Annotated in this window: 11 protein-coding genes; 3 read left to right on the top strand and 8 right to left on the bottom strand. The window is 47.0% G+C overall.

The features are described 5' to 3' along the window. Positions 1 to 2: 2 nt before the first annotated feature. From ACYVGO_RS33615 to ACYVGO_RS33590, 6 genes are all read right to left on the bottom strand, one after another. On the bottom strand, positions 3 to 1,472 hold the full coding sequence (locus ACYVGO_RS33615) for a RagB/SusD family nutrient uptake outer membrane protein (RefSeq protein WP_460973101.1): 1,470 nt from the start codon (positions 1,470 to 1,472) through the stop codon (positions 3 to 5). A gap of 13 nt (positions 1,473 to 1,485) precedes the next feature. Further along, on the bottom strand, positions 1,486 to 4,899 hold the full coding sequence (locus ACYVGO_RS33610; protein WP_460973100.1) for a TonB-dependent receptor: 3,414 nt from the start codon (positions 4,897 to 4,899) through the stop codon (positions 1,486 to 1,488). Between the two features lie 272 nt (positions 4,900 to 5,171). Then, positions 5,172 to 6,197, bottom strand: a complete 1,026-nt coding sequence (locus ACYVGO_RS33605; RefSeq protein ID WP_460973099.1) for a FecR family protein — start codon at positions 6,195 to 6,197, stop codon at positions 5,172 to 5,174. Between the two features lie 245 nt (positions 6,198 to 6,442). Then, complete coding sequence (locus ACYVGO_RS33600; RefSeq protein ID WP_142770902.1) at positions 6,443 to 7,018, bottom strand: RNA polymerase sigma factor; 576 nt, start codon at positions 7,016 to 7,018, stop codon at positions 6,443 to 6,445. Between the two features lie 138 nt (positions 7,019 to 7,156). Next, on the bottom strand, positions 7,157 to 7,846 hold the full coding sequence (locus ACYVGO_RS33595) for a response regulator transcription factor (RefSeq protein ID WP_142770901.1): 690 nt from the start codon (positions 7,844 to 7,846) through the stop codon (positions 7,157 to 7,159). 236 nt (positions 7,847 to 8,082) lie between these two features. Further along, a complete protein-coding gene (locus tag ACYVGO_RS33590; RefSeq protein ID WP_460973097.1) occupies positions 8,083 to 8,223 on the bottom strand; it encodes a hypothetical protein in 141 nt (46 codons plus the stop codon). An 86-nt stretch (positions 8,224 to 8,309) separates the two neighbouring features. Here ACYVGO_RS33590 and ACYVGO_RS33585 point away from each other — a divergent pair, with 86 nt between their 5' ends. The 3 genes from ACYVGO_RS33585 (at position 8,310) to ACYVGO_RS33575 (ending at position 14,148) form a co-directional block, all read left to right on the top strand. Further along, complete coding sequence (locus ACYVGO_RS33585) at positions 8,310 to 9,392, top strand: efflux RND transporter periplasmic adaptor subunit (protein ID WP_142770900.1); 1,083 nt, start codon at positions 8,310 to 8,312, stop codon at positions 9,390 to 9,392. Positions 9,393 to 9,518: 126 nt separating this feature from the next. Then, entirely contained in the window at positions 9,519 to 12,722 is a 3,204-nt protein-coding gene (locus tag ACYVGO_RS33580) for an efflux RND transporter permease subunit (RefSeq protein ID WP_142770899.1), read from the top strand. Beyond that, positions 12,715 to 14,148, top strand: coding sequence for a TolC family protein (locus ACYVGO_RS33575; RefSeq protein ID WP_460973096.1), 1,434 nt, complete (start codon positions 12,715 to 12,717; stop codon positions 14,146 to 14,148). The genes ACYVGO_RS33580 and ACYVGO_RS33575 overlap by 8 nt, the downstream gene beginning before the upstream one ends. A gap of 98 nt (positions 14,149 to 14,246) precedes the next feature. Here ACYVGO_RS33575 and ACYVGO_RS33570 read toward each other — a convergent pair whose 3' ends face one another. Both ACYVGO_RS33570 and ACYVGO_RS33565 read right to left on the bottom strand, forming a co-directional pair. Next, positions 14,247 to 15,245: a glycoside hydrolase family 43 protein gene (locus tag ACYVGO_RS33570; RefSeq protein WP_142770897.1), complete on the bottom strand. Its 999-nt coding sequence runs from the start codon at positions 15,243 to 15,245 to the stop codon at positions 14,247 to 14,249. A gap of 27 nt (positions 15,246 to 15,272) precedes the next feature. Continuing rightward, positions 15,273 to 16,034, bottom strand: coding sequence for a cupin domain-containing protein (locus ACYVGO_RS33565; RefSeq protein WP_460973095.1), 762 nt, complete (start codon positions 16,032 to 16,034; stop codon positions 15,273 to 15,275). Positions 16,035 to 16,113 lie beyond the last annotated feature (79 nt).

The raw sequence follows: 16,113 nt of genomic DNA, 5'->3' as shown, positions 1-16,113 counted from the left end.
ATTTAATAGCCGTCATTTTGTTTTAAAGCTGCATTGGCATCCATTTCGCGTTGCGGAATGGGAAATACCAGGTTAGTTGCTTTTATAGCCGGACTACGCCCATACGACGTTTCGGCATTCACCGCTTCGAGCAAACGTCCTGTTCGTACCAGATCGAACCAGCGGTTCGCTTCAAACGCAAACTCAAGCCGACGTTCCAGCAAAATGGCATCTTTAAATTGCTGCCGACTCAATCCGCTCAGGGGTTGAAGGCCCGCCCGGGCACGCACCCGATTAATGGCGGTGTAGGCATCGGCCGTTGGACCATTGTTGGCTTCACTGAGTGCCTCGGCATAGATGAGCAGAATATCCGAAAAGCGCTGGACGATAAAGCTTTTCCCACCCCCTCCGCTAACCGTTGCCGATACATCGGCTAACTTCCAAAACGATATTGCCTTAGCCGGATCAGTATCATCGGTCGAGAGTGCAACGGTTGCCTTTGTTGTTGGATTCACATAGGAGGTCAGGAACGAAACAGCTTTCCGTTTATCCTCTGCGGCATAGCTATCAAACAAACTTTTACTAACCCGGAAAATTCCACTGCCTGTACTCGGAACAATAGGTGCCCCGCGTGGCGCATAACCCGTCGTAAAATTATTGCCGGCCAGATCTGTGATGTACATCACCTCAAAAATCGATTCCTTGCCACCTCGGTTTTTCAGGTCAAATACATCGGCATAGTTTGCCCAGAGATCATACCCACCCATGTCCATTACCTCTTTGGCTTTGGCGGCTGCCTGCGCCCAGTAAGGTGAACTCGCATTCGCGCCCGCCCAGGTTAGGTACACTTTGGCCAGTAGCCCTTTGGCTGCCCCCGCCGTAGCCCGCCCTACGTTGTTGCCTGTATAGTTTTTAGGCAGTACACTTTCGGCTTCTTTCAGATCGCTTTCAATCAACTTGTAGACCTCATCGACTGAAGTCCGTGCTGCGTTAACATCTTCCAGCGAATTGGTTTCGGTTGTAACAAGTGGCACGCCACCAAAAAAGCGAACTAATGTGAAATAATGCAGAGCACGGAGAAACTTCGCTTCGCCTACGTAGCTTTTCTTGGTTGCCTCATCCATCGGAATGGCTGGAATTCGGTTAATGACGACGTTGGATCGCTGAACACCTGTATAAGCGTTACTCCAGATGTTTCCCACAAACGTATTAGTCGGAATTAGGCCGTAGCGCCACATGGCAACCCGGTCGGCATTACCCGTCAGGAACGGAATGCCATCGTCGGCGGCAATGACATTGGGCGTAACGACAATTTCATCACGATACATAGCCCGCAACTGACCGTACATGCTCAGCGTAGCCGCTTCAGCATCCGAAGCCGTTTTATAATAGCTACCAACCGATTGAGAACCAAGCGGATTTAAATCCAGATTGGGTACACAGGCCGTCAGCAAGCTCATCAAAAGAGCAAGAAGAATATAGGTTATTTTCACGAGAGTAAGGCGTTTAGAGTGTCAGATTTAAACCAAAAAGCAGTGTTTTCGCAGCCGGATAACCACCGTAATCCATCCCCTGACTGATCGACGTAGTGCCGAAGCGACTAACTTCCGGATCATAGCCTTTGTAGGCTGTAAACGTGAGGTAATTCTGGGCGGCTACGTAGACTTTGGCATTCCGAATCGCTAGTTTGTTCAGGAGTCCGTGGGGCAGATTGTAACCCAGTGAAATATTTTTTAGACGCAGGTAGGCGCCATCTTCAATATGGAACGTCGACAAAATTCGTTGCCCGCCTGTGAGCGTAGCTCGTGGAATTTCATTACTGGGGTTGGTTGGCGTCCATCGATTGACGACATCTTTTGTCTGATTATTATTTCCATTCAGGTTATACAAATCAAACCGTAGGTAGTTCAGGATTTGATTACCCGAAATCCCCTGAAAAAACACATTCAGCTCAAACCCCTTGTACGTTACCGTATTGTTAAAGCCACCGAAAAGTTTAGGGTAACCGTTCCCGATAATCGTCCGGTCGTTGTCGTTAATAACACCATCGCCGTTCAGATCCCGATATTTTATATCGCCCGGTTTAGCTGTTTTCTGGGCCGAGTTGTCTATTTCTCCCTGATTTTGGAAAATACCGTCCATAATACGGCCGTAGAAATTCCCCAATGCTTCACCTACCTTCAACAAAACTGTATTTGATACCTGAAGGTGGCCACTACCCTCACCTGTCGTAAATTCGGGACGACCGTCGAGAGTCAGGATTTTGTTACTATTGACCGCCAGACTAAACTCGGTATTCCAGCGGACGTCTTTTTTATCCACATTGATGGTTGATAACGACAGCTCCAGTCCCCGATTCTCTACCTTGCCGATGTTTCGGAGGGCTGAGCTATATCCCGTTGTTTGGGGAATATTGACCGAAAACAACAGGTCGGAGGTAGTTTTAACGTAGTAGTCGGCGGTAAACTGAATGCGGTTGTTCAACAAGCTTACATCAACCCCTACATCAAACTGTGCACTCTTCTCCCAACGTAAATCCAGATTGCTAATGCCTGTGGGAGTCCAGCCGGTACGTAGTACTGGAGAAGCACCTCCTAATACAGAGGTACTGACGCCCAGCCCCGATAAATACTGGTAGTCACCAATAGACTGATTACCACTTAAACCGTAGCTGGTTCGGAGTTTCAGATCAGTCAGTAACTTCTGGTTTTTCAGGAATTTCTCATTGATAATGCGCCAGGCTAAGGCTCCCGATGGAAAAAATCCGTACTTATTATTGGTCCCAAACCTTGACGAGCCATCACGCCGGGCAGTGAGCGTAACCAGAAACCGACTGTCGTAATTGTAGTTTACACGAGCCAGATACGAAATTAGTGCCCAATCGCTGGCCGACGAGCTGGGCGTTTGCAATGTAGCACCAGCCGCCAGATTATTGAACTGGGCAAAATCGTCGGTGAAGTTAACCGCACTAGCCCCAACGCCCTCATTATGATACCCTTGTGTGGTATAGCCAATCAGTGCGTTCAGGCTATGTTTCTGGGCAATGGTTCGGGTATAGGAGAGTGTATTTTCATTCAGCCAGTTCAGGCTAAAACTCGAATTGACCGATGCACTCCCGTTCGATGTAGCGCCCAGACGTATCAGCCGGGTGGCATAGTTGTTTGTTTTAGAATTCAGAATGTCGGCTCCCCAACTCGTGCGGAACGTCAGTCCTTCGGCCAGCTTTAGGTCGGCAAATACGTTCCCCAGAATACGAGTGTTCAGGTTTATATTGGTGATTTCGTTCACCAGTCCCACCGGGTTATCAACCAGGTTGCCGTTTAGGGAGCCCTGATCCAGATAATAAGTACCTGCGCTGTTGTAAATTGGGAAAACGGGAGCGTAATTGATCGCCGATGTAGTAACCCCACTATTAATACCACCGTCTGTTTCAGTACGGGCGGCATTGGCGTTGGTGTAGGCCCCCTGCATCGAAAGGCCTACTTTCAACCATGATTTCACCTCGCGATCCAGATTGGCCCGTAACGTAAAGCGTTTAAAATACGAGTTCTTGATGATACCCTGCTGGTCGTAATAACTTCCCGATATAGCGTATCTGGTTTTGGTTTCTCCCCCCGTAAAACTCAACTGATAATTTTGAATAGGAGCCTCTCGAAGTACTTCATTCTGCCAGTTGGTACCCTCCCCCAGCGATGACGGTAAAGGGCGGTCGGGTGCTGAACCGTCGAAATAAGCGGCACTGCCCCCATTGGTCCGAGCTTCGTTGATAAACTCGGCGTATTCGCGGGCGTTTAGTAGCGGAATTTTCCGACGTACTGATTGAACGCCATAATAGCTCTCAAAATTAACACTCGACTGCCCTTCTTTCCCACGTTTGGTCGTTACGATAACCACACCATTCGAACCACGTGAGCCGTAAATGGCTGTGGCCGATGCATCTTTCAGGATTTCAATCGATTCAATATCATTGGGGTTAATTGAGTTTAGGTTACCCGTTGGGTACCCATCAATCACATACAACGGCTCGTTGCCCGCATTTACTGATCCAGTTCCCCGAATCCGAACGGTTGTTGTGCCACCTGGCTGGGCCGAGTTGGTCGTGACCTGCACGCCTGCTACACGGCCCTGCATAGCCCGGTCAAGCGCTACGATGGGTGTTGCCTTAATATCCGCTTCACCCACTTTTGCAACCGAGCCGGTTAAATCACTTTTCTTCACAGTCCCATACCCAACTACAACTACTTCGTTCAACGACTTCTGATCTGGAATGAGTTTTACGTCTATCGTACTGCGATTGCCGATGGCTATTTCCTGATTCAGATACCCCACAAAGGAAAACACAAGTGTGGTAGCTTCATCAGGAACGCTAAGCCTGTATTTACCATCAGCATCGGTCGTGGTACCACGCGTTGTGTTTTTAACAACCACACTCACACCCGGCAAGCCTTCGCCGGTTTCACTTTTAACGGTGCCCGAGAGTTGGCGGTCGGTGGCCGGACTAGGCTCAAATGAGGTATTCTTAGGCAGTAGCGTCGGAATAGAGGGTTGACCAGTGGGGCGCACACTGAGCAAAATCTGCTTTTTCCCCACCACTTCGTAGGTTATCGGCAGGTTCCTGAAAAGCTGATCCAGTACCGTAGACAGGCGTTGATTCGAGATGTTTATGGACACCTTCCGATCGGCCTGAATCTGTTGTGGTATATAGGAAAAGGTAACCTTCGCGGCCTTTTCAATGGTCGACAATACAACGCGAATCTCCTTATTCTCAACGGATAAGGTAATTGACTGCTCCAGCAAGGCCTGGGCTTTGACCGTTCGGGCATAGGTCATGTTCAGGAACAAAACCGTACAAAGCAATTGGGCAATAGTGATACGCATAAGGGTACGTGCGTAGGCGTGACTGAGTCGAGGTAATTTCATACCTTTGATCGTTTTTGTTTACAGGATTTAGACAAAGACAAACGAGCCCCTACACATCTGACGAGGATGCAACGGAATACCAACCGAACTGGGGCTTATCCAGTCGGCGATGCTTGGACCCATCGCCGACTTTCTTTTTTTACGTCAGGTTACCTTCACTTCATAGCAGTTGGGTTAAGTAAAGAGCTTGTCATTTAGTAGTCATTCCTTGTCATATTATAATCATTGGTTGTTTTCATTTACATAACCATTGCATGACCACCAATGACCATTTAACACCCAGATCCGGTAATGACGATCTGCGCATCAATGACCTTGTACGTAGCTCCCAGCAGTTTACAGATAATCGTCAGTTTATCGTACAGATTTTCCTGATCTAAGGACGTCGTTATAAAGCAGTTAGCCATTAGTTCTTCGTCATAGACCACATCCACGCCATACGTTTTCTCAATAGCCGCCATGATTTTGGAAACCGGGGCATTCTGAAACGTGAAAGAGGCTAATTCCGCTTCCGGAATCAGCACGACGGGCTTCTCAACCAGTGTTTTAACCAGCCGATGCTCCTGCCCCAGATAGGTTACCTGCTGATTTGGGGTCAGTACAACGCCGATGGTTTCCGGGTCCGATTTTGATTTAGTCTGCGTTGCCAGTTTGGGCGAATAGACGGATACACGCCCCGTTTGAACGGCCACCGTCACGTTCCGATCGGTTGGGTCTGCTTTAATCCGAAAGCTGGTTCCGAGTACTTTGGTAATCAGGTCGTGTGAATAGACCAGAAATGGTTTGTGTGGATTCTTCTGTACCTCAAAAAAGGCTTCTCCTACCAGGGTTACTTCCCGATTGTTGCCAGCGAATGCAATTGGATAGCGGAGGCTACTGCCAGGTTGTAACGTAACCACGCTCCGATCGCTTAACACCACCCGCTCAGGTACGGCAGATGTATTAGTTCGCTCGGTAAACGGCAATTTTGCTTCCGATACTTGCTCCTGTTGTGCTGGTAGTTCCAATGTTGACTGACTGATGAAGTACCAGCTCAATCCGCTGATCAATAAAACAGCTGCAGCAACCGCCCAATATGGTCTGAATTGGAAGTGTTTGACGGGGGCCGTTTTTACGGTTCGAACGGCCAATACCTGCCAGTTTTTAGCGAGTAGCTGTTTCTTCTCCTCATCGGTAGCCGGTAGTACTACCTCAGAATCCAAAGACGAATACCATTGATCGAGTAGTGCCCGTTCTTCGTCAGTGCAATCGCCCCTGAGGTATTTAGCAAGTAATTCCTGGTAGTTGGTGCTGTCCATCGGGTTGAGTCATTCGTTTGCATCGGCGGGCCGACAAAAGGTATAGACGAATAGCTCCAAAAATTCCCTAAGACCAATCAGGCTTTTTTTAGATTTTTTTTCACTTTGAATAGAACGCGGATTTTTATGATCGTTAAGATTAACAATGATTTTTCCAGAAGAATACAGTAGTTAAATCATATTAGGATCATAACTATCATAACAATCAGCCGATCCGCCGGTGCGGTTCTATTCATTTCATGTAATCAGGAGATTAATAACAGCACCCAGACGGTCATGAAATCGCGTAGATTCTGGCGTAGAAAGGTGGTTGACCGGGAAAGGTGGTATTCTATTGTTTTTTCGGACAGGTTCAGTCGCTGGGCAATTTCCCGAATGGTAAGGTGTTCGAACCGGTTGAGAATGAAAATTTCCCGGGTTTTTTCGGGAAGTTTGGCCAATGTACTCTGAATCGCTTCGGAGAGTTCATTCATCTGTACGGCCTCTATAGTGGCAAAGGTTTCGGCGGGGAAAAACTGCTGAAGTTGATCGAGGTAATGCTCCTCCTGAATATTTCGGCGGATGTAGTCGATCATCAGATTCTTGAGCGACACCCCTAAAAACGCCTGTAAATTAATGACCCGCAGGGATTCCCGTTTCTGCCAGATCATTACAAAAAGCTCCTGCGCCAACTCTTCAGCCACTTCTTTCCGCCGAAGTTTACGATGAGCAATTACGTACATTTTATACCAGTATCGATCATATAACTCCCTGAACGCCTGCTCGTCGTCTTCTCGAAGCAGGGCCAACAACTCATTGTCGGTTAACAAGTGCAGGGACATTCAATACAGGATTTATAAGCAAAGTTGTAATAAACCCTTAAATACTTCAAAATTATAAGCTTACTAATTTTGTTGATTGGGCTTGGCCAGCCAATGATATAAGCCCGACGATTGATTCATCGCGATTTAAGCAGCATGCTATTCCTTCATCACAAAACCAATTCCTTTACGCGTGTGAATCAGTTTTGTCTCGAAATCTTTATCAATTTTTTTTCGTAGCGAGTTGATATATACGTTGAGTAGATTAGTGCCTACCCCAACGGGCATGTCCCATACGTTCTGTGTAATTTCTTCGCGGCTGAGTACCGTTCCCTGGTTTCGTAAGAAATACTCCAGGATGGCAAACTCACGAGGTGTCACGTTGATGTGTTTATTACCAGCTCTGATTACGGTCTTTTCCCGTAAATCCAGGGTCAAGTCGGCCATGGTTAGCTGAGTCGACTCACCTAATCCAGACTCATAGGATTGATAACTGCGTTTTATGCTTGACTTAATCCGGACCAGCAGCTCACTAAACTCAACGGGCTTAACAATATAGTCATCAGACCCGGCATCGAACCCGGCCAATTTACAGTCAATGCTTCCCTGGTTCGTAAGGATAATAATAGGGATGTGAGCATTTTGGGTGCGGATATCGCGACATAGCTCATACCCACTTACATCGGGCAGGCTAGTTTCCAGTATGACCAGATTGATTCCCCCAAACTCAATCAACTTTCGGGCAGTAGCGCCATCTAGTGCTGTTGAAACCCTAAAGCCATGCTCCTTCAAACTACGCTTCAGGGAATAGGCCAGTTTTGCGTCTTCGTCAACGAGTAATATTTGCATGAGAATACCGCTTTACCAACTGCCAATTTATATAGGCTCGATCGTTTAATCTAACCCATTGAATAGACTTCTAATTCCCTTTTAATCTACGTTTAATAAAATCGTCAACTCCGCCCATATCCGGCTGATTCAATGACAACTTATCATAGAAATAATACAATTAAAATCAGATAAAAGCCAGCCAGCTACGGAAAATTCCCGGTATTGTCCTACTAATATAATTGTTTAAAGAATTTCTAATCGCCCCTTAAGTATTTTTTAATGTTGGCCGCCTGTGGGTAAAATACCTTTGTATTCGTCAATCCTAAGCCCATTGGCGACCAGGCACTTTTGGCTTCTGGGTGATCAGCGAGCCCTTCTTCAACTGCCGGAGTCATCGACAACCCGTTTATAGTTGATCCTATAGTTCAAGAACACTAATTGAAAATTGTCAAAATCGTTTCGTGTAAAAAATAAGATAGTTATGAATAGAATGCTCATGCTCATGAGCTTGTGTGCCTTGTGGTGCTTTACAAGCTGTTCACATAAAGAAGAAGAAAAGGAAGAAGAAGTCAACTATCTGGTGACCAGTCCACTGAAAAAAGACACGACGATCACGAATGATTACGTATCTCAAATCCACTCGATCCAGCACATCGAAATAAGAGCGCTGGAAAAGGGTTACTTACAGAAAATCTTCGTAGACGAAGGCCAGTACGTTAAAAAAGGGCAGCTCATGTTTCAGATTCTGCCAATTCAATACCAGGCTGAATTACTGAAAGCACAGGCCGAAGCCAATTTTGTAGACGTCGAATACAAAAACACAAAACTACTGGCGGATAGTAATATTGTTTCGAAAAATGAATTGGCCCTGGCCAAAGCCAAGTTAGACAAAGCGAAAGCTGAAGTATCTGTAGCGCAGATTCACCTTGGATTTACCGAGGTAAGAGCGCCTTTCGATGGTATCATGGACCACTTTCAGGTACGGTTGGGTAGTCTTGTTAATGAGGGTGATTTACTGACTACGCTCTCCGATAACAGCAAAATGTGGGTGTACTTCAACGTACCCGAAGCCGAGTACCTGAACTATAAAACCCACGCTCAGCAGGAAAATCTGACTAGTGTAAACCTACTGATGGCCAATCAGCGAGTGTATGATCATCCGGGCGTGGTTCAAACAATTGAAGCCGACTTCAACAACGAAACCGGAAACATTGCGTTTCGGGCTACCTTCCCAAACCCGAACGGGCTGTTACGTCATGGCGAAACGGGTAATATCCAAATGACTTTACCGCTTAAAAATGCCCTGATTATTCCACAGAAAGCCACGTTCGAAGTCCTTGAAAAGAAGTATGTGTATATAGTGGATAAAGACAATAAGATTAGATCCCGGGAAATCACCATAGCCGCAGAAATGCCCCACATTTTTGTTGTTCGGACTGGTTTGACTAAAGATGATAAGATCCTTCTGGAAGGCTTACGTCAGGTACGCGAAAATGAAAAAATACACTACAAGTTCGTAAAACCTGATTCAGTCATCTCTAATCTAAGTTTATATGCCGAATAAATAAATGTATAATGAATAATGAAAAATGTATAATGAAAATCGTCTCATTATCAGATCATTATTCCGAACGGCGGCCCCGATTATTCATTTTACATTATTCATTTTACATTCCTTAAAGTAGACGTTATGTTCAGTAAATTCATACGCAGACCCGTATTCGCTATTGTGATATCGGTCATGATCGTCTTTATCGGTATACTGGCTATTGAGAAATTGCCCATTTCTCAATTCCCGGATATTGCGCCTACAACCGTCAATATATTTATTGCCTATCCTGGATCCAGTGCTGATGTACTGGTAAAATCCACACTGATCACCCTGGAACAGGCCATCAACGGTGTTCAGGATATGCGCTATATCGCCACCGACGCCACCAGTGCTGGTGAAGCTACCCTCCGCATTATTTTTGAACCGGGTACGGATCCCAATACCGCTGTTATCAGGGTGAAAACCAGGGTTGACCAGGTTATGCCGCTCCTGCCCGAACTGGTTCAGCGGGAAGGGGTTATTATTTCGCCTGTTCAGCCTAGTATGTTGATGTACGTTAACCTCTATTCTAAGGAAAAGAGTATTGACGAAAAATTCCTGTTCAACTACGCTACGGTTAAAATGATCCCCGAGATCCAACGGACCAAAGGGGTAGCCAGAGCACAAATATTAGGTAGTCGACGCTATGCTATGCGCGTTTGGTTAAATCCAGAGCGCATGCGGGCCTATAACATTTCTACCGAGGAAGTGATGAAGGCCATTGGCGAGCAAAGTATTATTGGTCGGCCGGGCCGGATTGGTCAAAGTTCCGGTATAGCTGCCCAGTCGCTGGAATACGTGCTTACGTACAAAGGCCGGTATAATAAACCGGAAGAGTACGAAGGGATCATTATACGGGCTAATTCGGAAGGAGAGAGCATACACCTGCGCGATATAGCCCGGGTTGAATTAGGAAGTGAATTCTTTGACATCTATTCCAACCTGGATGGTCACGCGTCGGCAGCTATTGTACTGCGGCAAAACTATGGTAGTAATGCCAGTGACGTCATTGAAGAAGTGAAGAAGAAACTGGAGGTAATGAAAACCTCCTTTCCTCCGGGGGTCGATTATAAGATCAGCTATGACGTATCCAACTTCCTGGATGCCTCTATCGAGCAGGTAATTGATACGTTACGAGATGCGTTTATTCTGGTTGCTCTGGTTGTATTTATCTTCCTGGGCGACTGGCGCTCTACCCTGATCCCGATTCTGGCGGTTCCGGTATCCCTGATCGGGGCGTTTTTTGTGATTCAGGCATTTGGGCTCTCCATCAACTTAATTACACTCTTTGCGCTCGTACTGGCCATTGGTATTGTGGTCGATGATGCCATTGTGGTGGTGGAGGCCGTGCACGCCAAGATGGAAGAAGAACCGCATATAACACCCTTTGGTGCGGTCCGAAAAGTGCTTGGCGAGATCAGTGGGGCCATTATCGCGATTACCCTGGTTATGGTATCGGTATTCCTGCCCATCTCTTTCATGTCGGGTCCGGTTGGTACGTTTTACCGACAGTTCTCCATCACTATGGCTAGTTCTATTGTGATTTCGGCTTTGATCGCCCTAACGCTGACCCCCGTTTTGTGCGCCATGTTGCTAAGAAATCATCATGGACATCCCCCCAAGAAAAATCCGCTAACCCGGGCCCTCGACAGTTTCAACCGGGGATTTGATAAAATGACCGGTTGGTACGTAGGTCTGTTAAAATTAATCGTCAGCCGCCGTTTCGTTACGTTCGCTATCTTAATAGGTTTCTGTGCGGGAATCGTACTCGTGAATAAAATCCTGCCAGCTGGCTTTATTCCGAACGAAGACCAGAGTACGATTTATGCCATTATCCAGACGCCACCAGGTTCTACGCTCGAAAAAACCAACGAGGTATCCCGACGGCTTCAGAAAATTTGCGAAGAAGTTCCGGGGATCGAATCCGTATCGTCGCTGGCTGGTTACGAGATCATGACCGAAGGACGGGGATCCAACGCCGGTACCTGTCTGATCAACCTGAAACCCTGGGGAGATCGCGACAAGAACGTGAAGGAAATCATGGAAGAACTGGAAGGTAAAACGAGAGGTCTTGGAGCCGTAGTCGAATTCTTCGAACCACCCGCTATTCCTGGCTTTGGTACATCAGGCGGTTTCTCGATGCGCTTGCTGGATAAAACGACCGATACGGACTACCGTGAGTTCGACAAAATCAACAAGCAGTTCATGGAGGATTTGGGCAAACGTAAAGAGCTAACCGGCTTGTTTACCTTCTTTGCCGCCAATTATCCGCAGTACGAACTGGAAATCGACAATAATCTGGCCATGCAAAAAGGTGTGTCTATCGGGAAAGCGATGGACAACCTGAACATCATGATTGGTAGTACCTACGAACAAGGGTTTATTAAATATAACCAGTTCTTCAAAGTGTACGTGCAGTCTGATCCTGGTTTCAGACGACTTCCAACTGATCTTCTAAAGCTTTTTGTCAAAAACGATGCGGGCGAAATGGTACCTTACTCAGCCTTCATGAGACTGAAAAAAGGACAGGGACCCAATGAAATCACCCGCTTCAATTTGTACAATTCAGCGGCTATTCAGGGCCTTCCGGCTAAAGGCTATACAACGGCCGACGCCATCCAGGCCATACGGGAAGTTTCTGCCAAGACCTTGCCAAGAGGATACGATATCGCATTTGAAGGTCTTTCGTATGACGAGTCGATCCGGGGGAACGAATCGCTGTATGTGTTCCTGATCGTACTGGCCTTCGTATACATGGTATTGGCCGCCCAGTACGAAAGCTTTATTATTCCATTGGCGGTGGTGTTCTCCTTACCGGTTGGGATATTCGGTTCATTCCTGTTGCTAAAGCTCATGGGGCTGGAAAACAACATCTATGCCCAGATTGGTCTGATCATGCTGGTGGGGCTTTTAGGTAAAAACGCCGTACTGATCGTGGAGTTTGCGGTTCAGAAACGCCAGCAGGGCGAAACGATTCTGAACGCAGCTATTGAAGGAGCCCGGGTTCGTTTCCGCCCGATCTTAATGACCTCCTTTGCCTTTGTGGCCGGTCTGATCCCGTTGATTAGTGCATCGGGCGCAGGTGCTATCGGTAACCGTACCATTGGTGCGTCTGCCATGGGAGGTATGTTGTTCGGAACCATTTTCGGGGTCATCATCATCCCTGGCTTATATTACATATTTGGCAGTCTGGCCGATGGGCGGAAGATGATTAAAGATGAAGAAGAGGATTCGTTGACCGAAAACCTTGTTCACTCTGTTGACCTTTTCCCACAACCTGAAGAAAGCGAAATCAATGACTAATAAACAAATTGCGAATTGGGCCGGTATTACGCTCATTGTCCTGTTCAATGCCGCCTGTAGCGTACCGCGTCTGACTCAGAAAACAGAGAATAAATCAGTACCTGCGAGTTTTTACAACTCGCAGGACTCTACCAACTCAGCAAAAACAAGCTGGCGGCAGTATTTTACGGACCCCAACCTGACAGCCCTGATTGATTCGGCGCTGTATAACAACCAGGAGTTAAATATTACGTTACAGGAAATCCAGGTTTCCAATAACGAAGTTTTAGCCAGAAGCGGAGCCTACCGACCCTTCGTTACGCTTGGCGGGGGAGCTGGCGTCGACAAAGTGTCGCGTTACACCAGCCAGGGAGCTGCTGATGAATTCACCGAGATACGTCCGGGGGTACCAACGCCTTCTGTATTACCTAATTTCTTCGTTGGCCCAACGGTTAGTTGGGAGGTAGATATCTGGCGGAAGCTGCGGAACTCCAAAAAAGCGGCCATTTACAATTACCTGGCTTCTATTGAAGGGAAAAATTTCCAGGTTACCAATCTGGTTGCCGAAATCGCCAACAATTATTATGAGCTGATGGCGTATGACAACCAGCTGAGTATTATTCAGAATAACATTACGATCCTGAATAACGCTCTATCGATTACGAAGCAGGAAAAAGAAGCGGCTAAGGTTACCGAACTGGCCGTTCGCCGGTTTGAGGCCGAAGTATACAAAACGCAAAGTCTTCAGTACGAAATTCAGCAACGGATTGTAGAGACGGAAAACCGGATTAATTTCCTGGTGGGTCGATTCCCGCAACACGTTCAACGGAATTCTCAGGGCTTTGGTGAGTTAAGTCCTACGAAGGTTAACGCGGGCCTTCCATCGCAGTTACTAGCGAACCGGCCTGATATCAAACAGGCTGAATTAAATCTGGAGGCAGCTAAACTGGACGTAGTCGTAGCCAGAGCTAACTTTTATCCATCGCTGAATATTACAGCGTTTCTGGGTTTCATGTCCTACAACCCACTCTATTTGCTGAACGCCCCACAATCATTGGTGGCTTCACTCCTGGGTGGTTTAGCGGGTCCGGTGGTGAACAAGACTGCTATCACAGCAACGTATAGAACGGCCAATTCAAAGCAAATACAGGCCGTTTACAATTACGAGAAAACGGTACTGAATGCCTATATCGAGGTAGCCAATCAACTATCAAACATGGATAACCTGGGACAGAAGTACGTTCAGAAGAATAACCAGGTGCAGGCACTGACGCAGTCGACCAGCATATCGCTCAAGTTATTCACCTCCGCCAGAGCCGATTATATGGAAGTGTTACTGACACAGCGGGATGTACTGGAAGCCAGAATGGAGCTTATTGAAACTAAAGTGCAGCAACTGAATGCCCAGGTTAATACGTACCGGGCATTGGGTGGCGGCTGGAGATAGCCATTGGTTTAATGAATAATGTACAATGGATAATGAATAATCATCAACAGGTTATTCATTATCCATTGTACATTATTCATTATTCATTACCAATTACCTCAAGGTATATAAGGCTTCCCTACCACCAACTTATCGCCAGAGAAGTCCACCTCAACTAAATGGGGAACACGTATCGTACGGCCGTTACTTTTTTTATGGCTATGAACGGACATTAACCACTTGCCTGTTAGGGTACGAAACAACATACCATGGCCGAAATTAGGTGGAGTTATAGGCTCTGGCTCCTGTACCCAGGGACCATCCAGCGTGCCACTTTTTGAGTAAGCAACGCCTTGAGTATAAACATCATAGATCCAACTGGTCCAGATCATACCAAGCTTACCGCTTCCGGTACGGAATACATACGGTCCATCTGTCACTTTATTCGGGCCAACCTTCCCATTCGATTGCTCACGACTCCAGGGACTGTCGCTGGCCCGAAACAGCAGTTTCCCCTCGCCTATCGAACCGCTTAAATCGGGCTTCAATTCGATCTTTTCAATGGTTCCATTCAGGTTTTGCAGCCATTCGTAGCAATAAACCATATAAGGCTTATTATCCGTATCTACCCACAGGGTACCATCTAAAGTTGGTTTGTCAGCGGGCAGATAAACAGGGTCTTTCATGGGAACATATGGCCCCTCGGCTTTATCACTAACTAAAACATGACAAGCCCGACGCTCAATTACGTTCTCGCCGACCGTGTCAATTTTCACCTCCCGGTTAGTGAAGGTGGCAAAATAGTAGTATTTATCCTTGTACGGGTGTAGTTCTGCCGCCCAAATCATTGGGTTCTTTCCCATCCAGGATTCAGGATCAGTCCTGGCAACGGAGAAAGGACCAGTCCATGTTTTCAGATCGCTGCTTTTCCATAACATGCCTCCTGTACCGGTCATATAGTACGTTGCTGTTTTTTTATCCGCCAGAATAAACGGGTCGCTCAGGCGAATAGAATCTAGGGGTACATCCTGTCTGAGCACAGGGGTTCGATTTTGCGAAAAAACCGAGGTCAGATGAACGGTAAGCAGGGTTACCAGTAAGAATGTCTTTTTAACCATGATCAGCGTATAGCCCGAAGTTAAGGTCTAAAATTGGAGCGAGAAGAAGGTACTGCCTTCCTGGCTACTGTTTTGAATGCTATGGGATATATCCGATTCCACAAAAATGAGGTCCCCCACCTGCGCCCGTTTCATTTTCCCATCAATCTCCACCTGAACCGGATGGTCAAGAATGAGTGAGAGTTCAGCTGCCCGGTGGGTGTGGGGTGGATAACGCTCTGAACCAGGGTTGAGTGTGGTGACCTGCAAGGCAAATCGGCTGCTCATCACGGAGAAACAGGGCACCATCCGTCGGTCGCGCCCGTGCTTATCATCAGTAAAGGCTACCTGCTGCCAGTCGATCCAGTATGAGTGCCCCATTAGCTGAAAAATATCCAGATCAGGCACTTCGTTAGACGTATATCGTATGAAGTAATAAGTGAGAGACTGGGCTGCTTTATTTTCTATCAGATAGTCGTCGCCGGGCATGATCACAACCACGCTACCAGGTCCCAGGGTTTTGCGTTTACCGCCAAGCGTCAGCGTTAATTCGCCCGCTTTGATGATTAGGACAGCCTCTTCTTCGAGTTGTTGGGTGGGTTGACCAGGCTGATTGGCCTGTAAGGTCATCGCTTGAACGAGTAAGTGGGAAAAATCCCGGGTAGCCCCTTCAAGTAGGGTTCGCTCCTCGTAACCCGTATAATTGATAACTGGTAACTGAGTATAGGAGTAGACGTCTGATGTAATGGCCTGGGAGAAGGCTGGGAAGAAAGCCCAGCCGATTGCCCAGAAAAGCAGGAAGTATCTCATGGATAAGCCGAAATCCTTTGCTTACCCTAAGCACAAATGGCCTTTGACCTACCCGTTATCGCAGAAAGACGGAGGTTAT

This window comes from Spirosoma migulaei (genome assembly GCF_054776855.1).
Note: the sequence above shows the minus strand (reverse complement) of the source record. Positions and strands in the feature narration are given on the sequence as shown.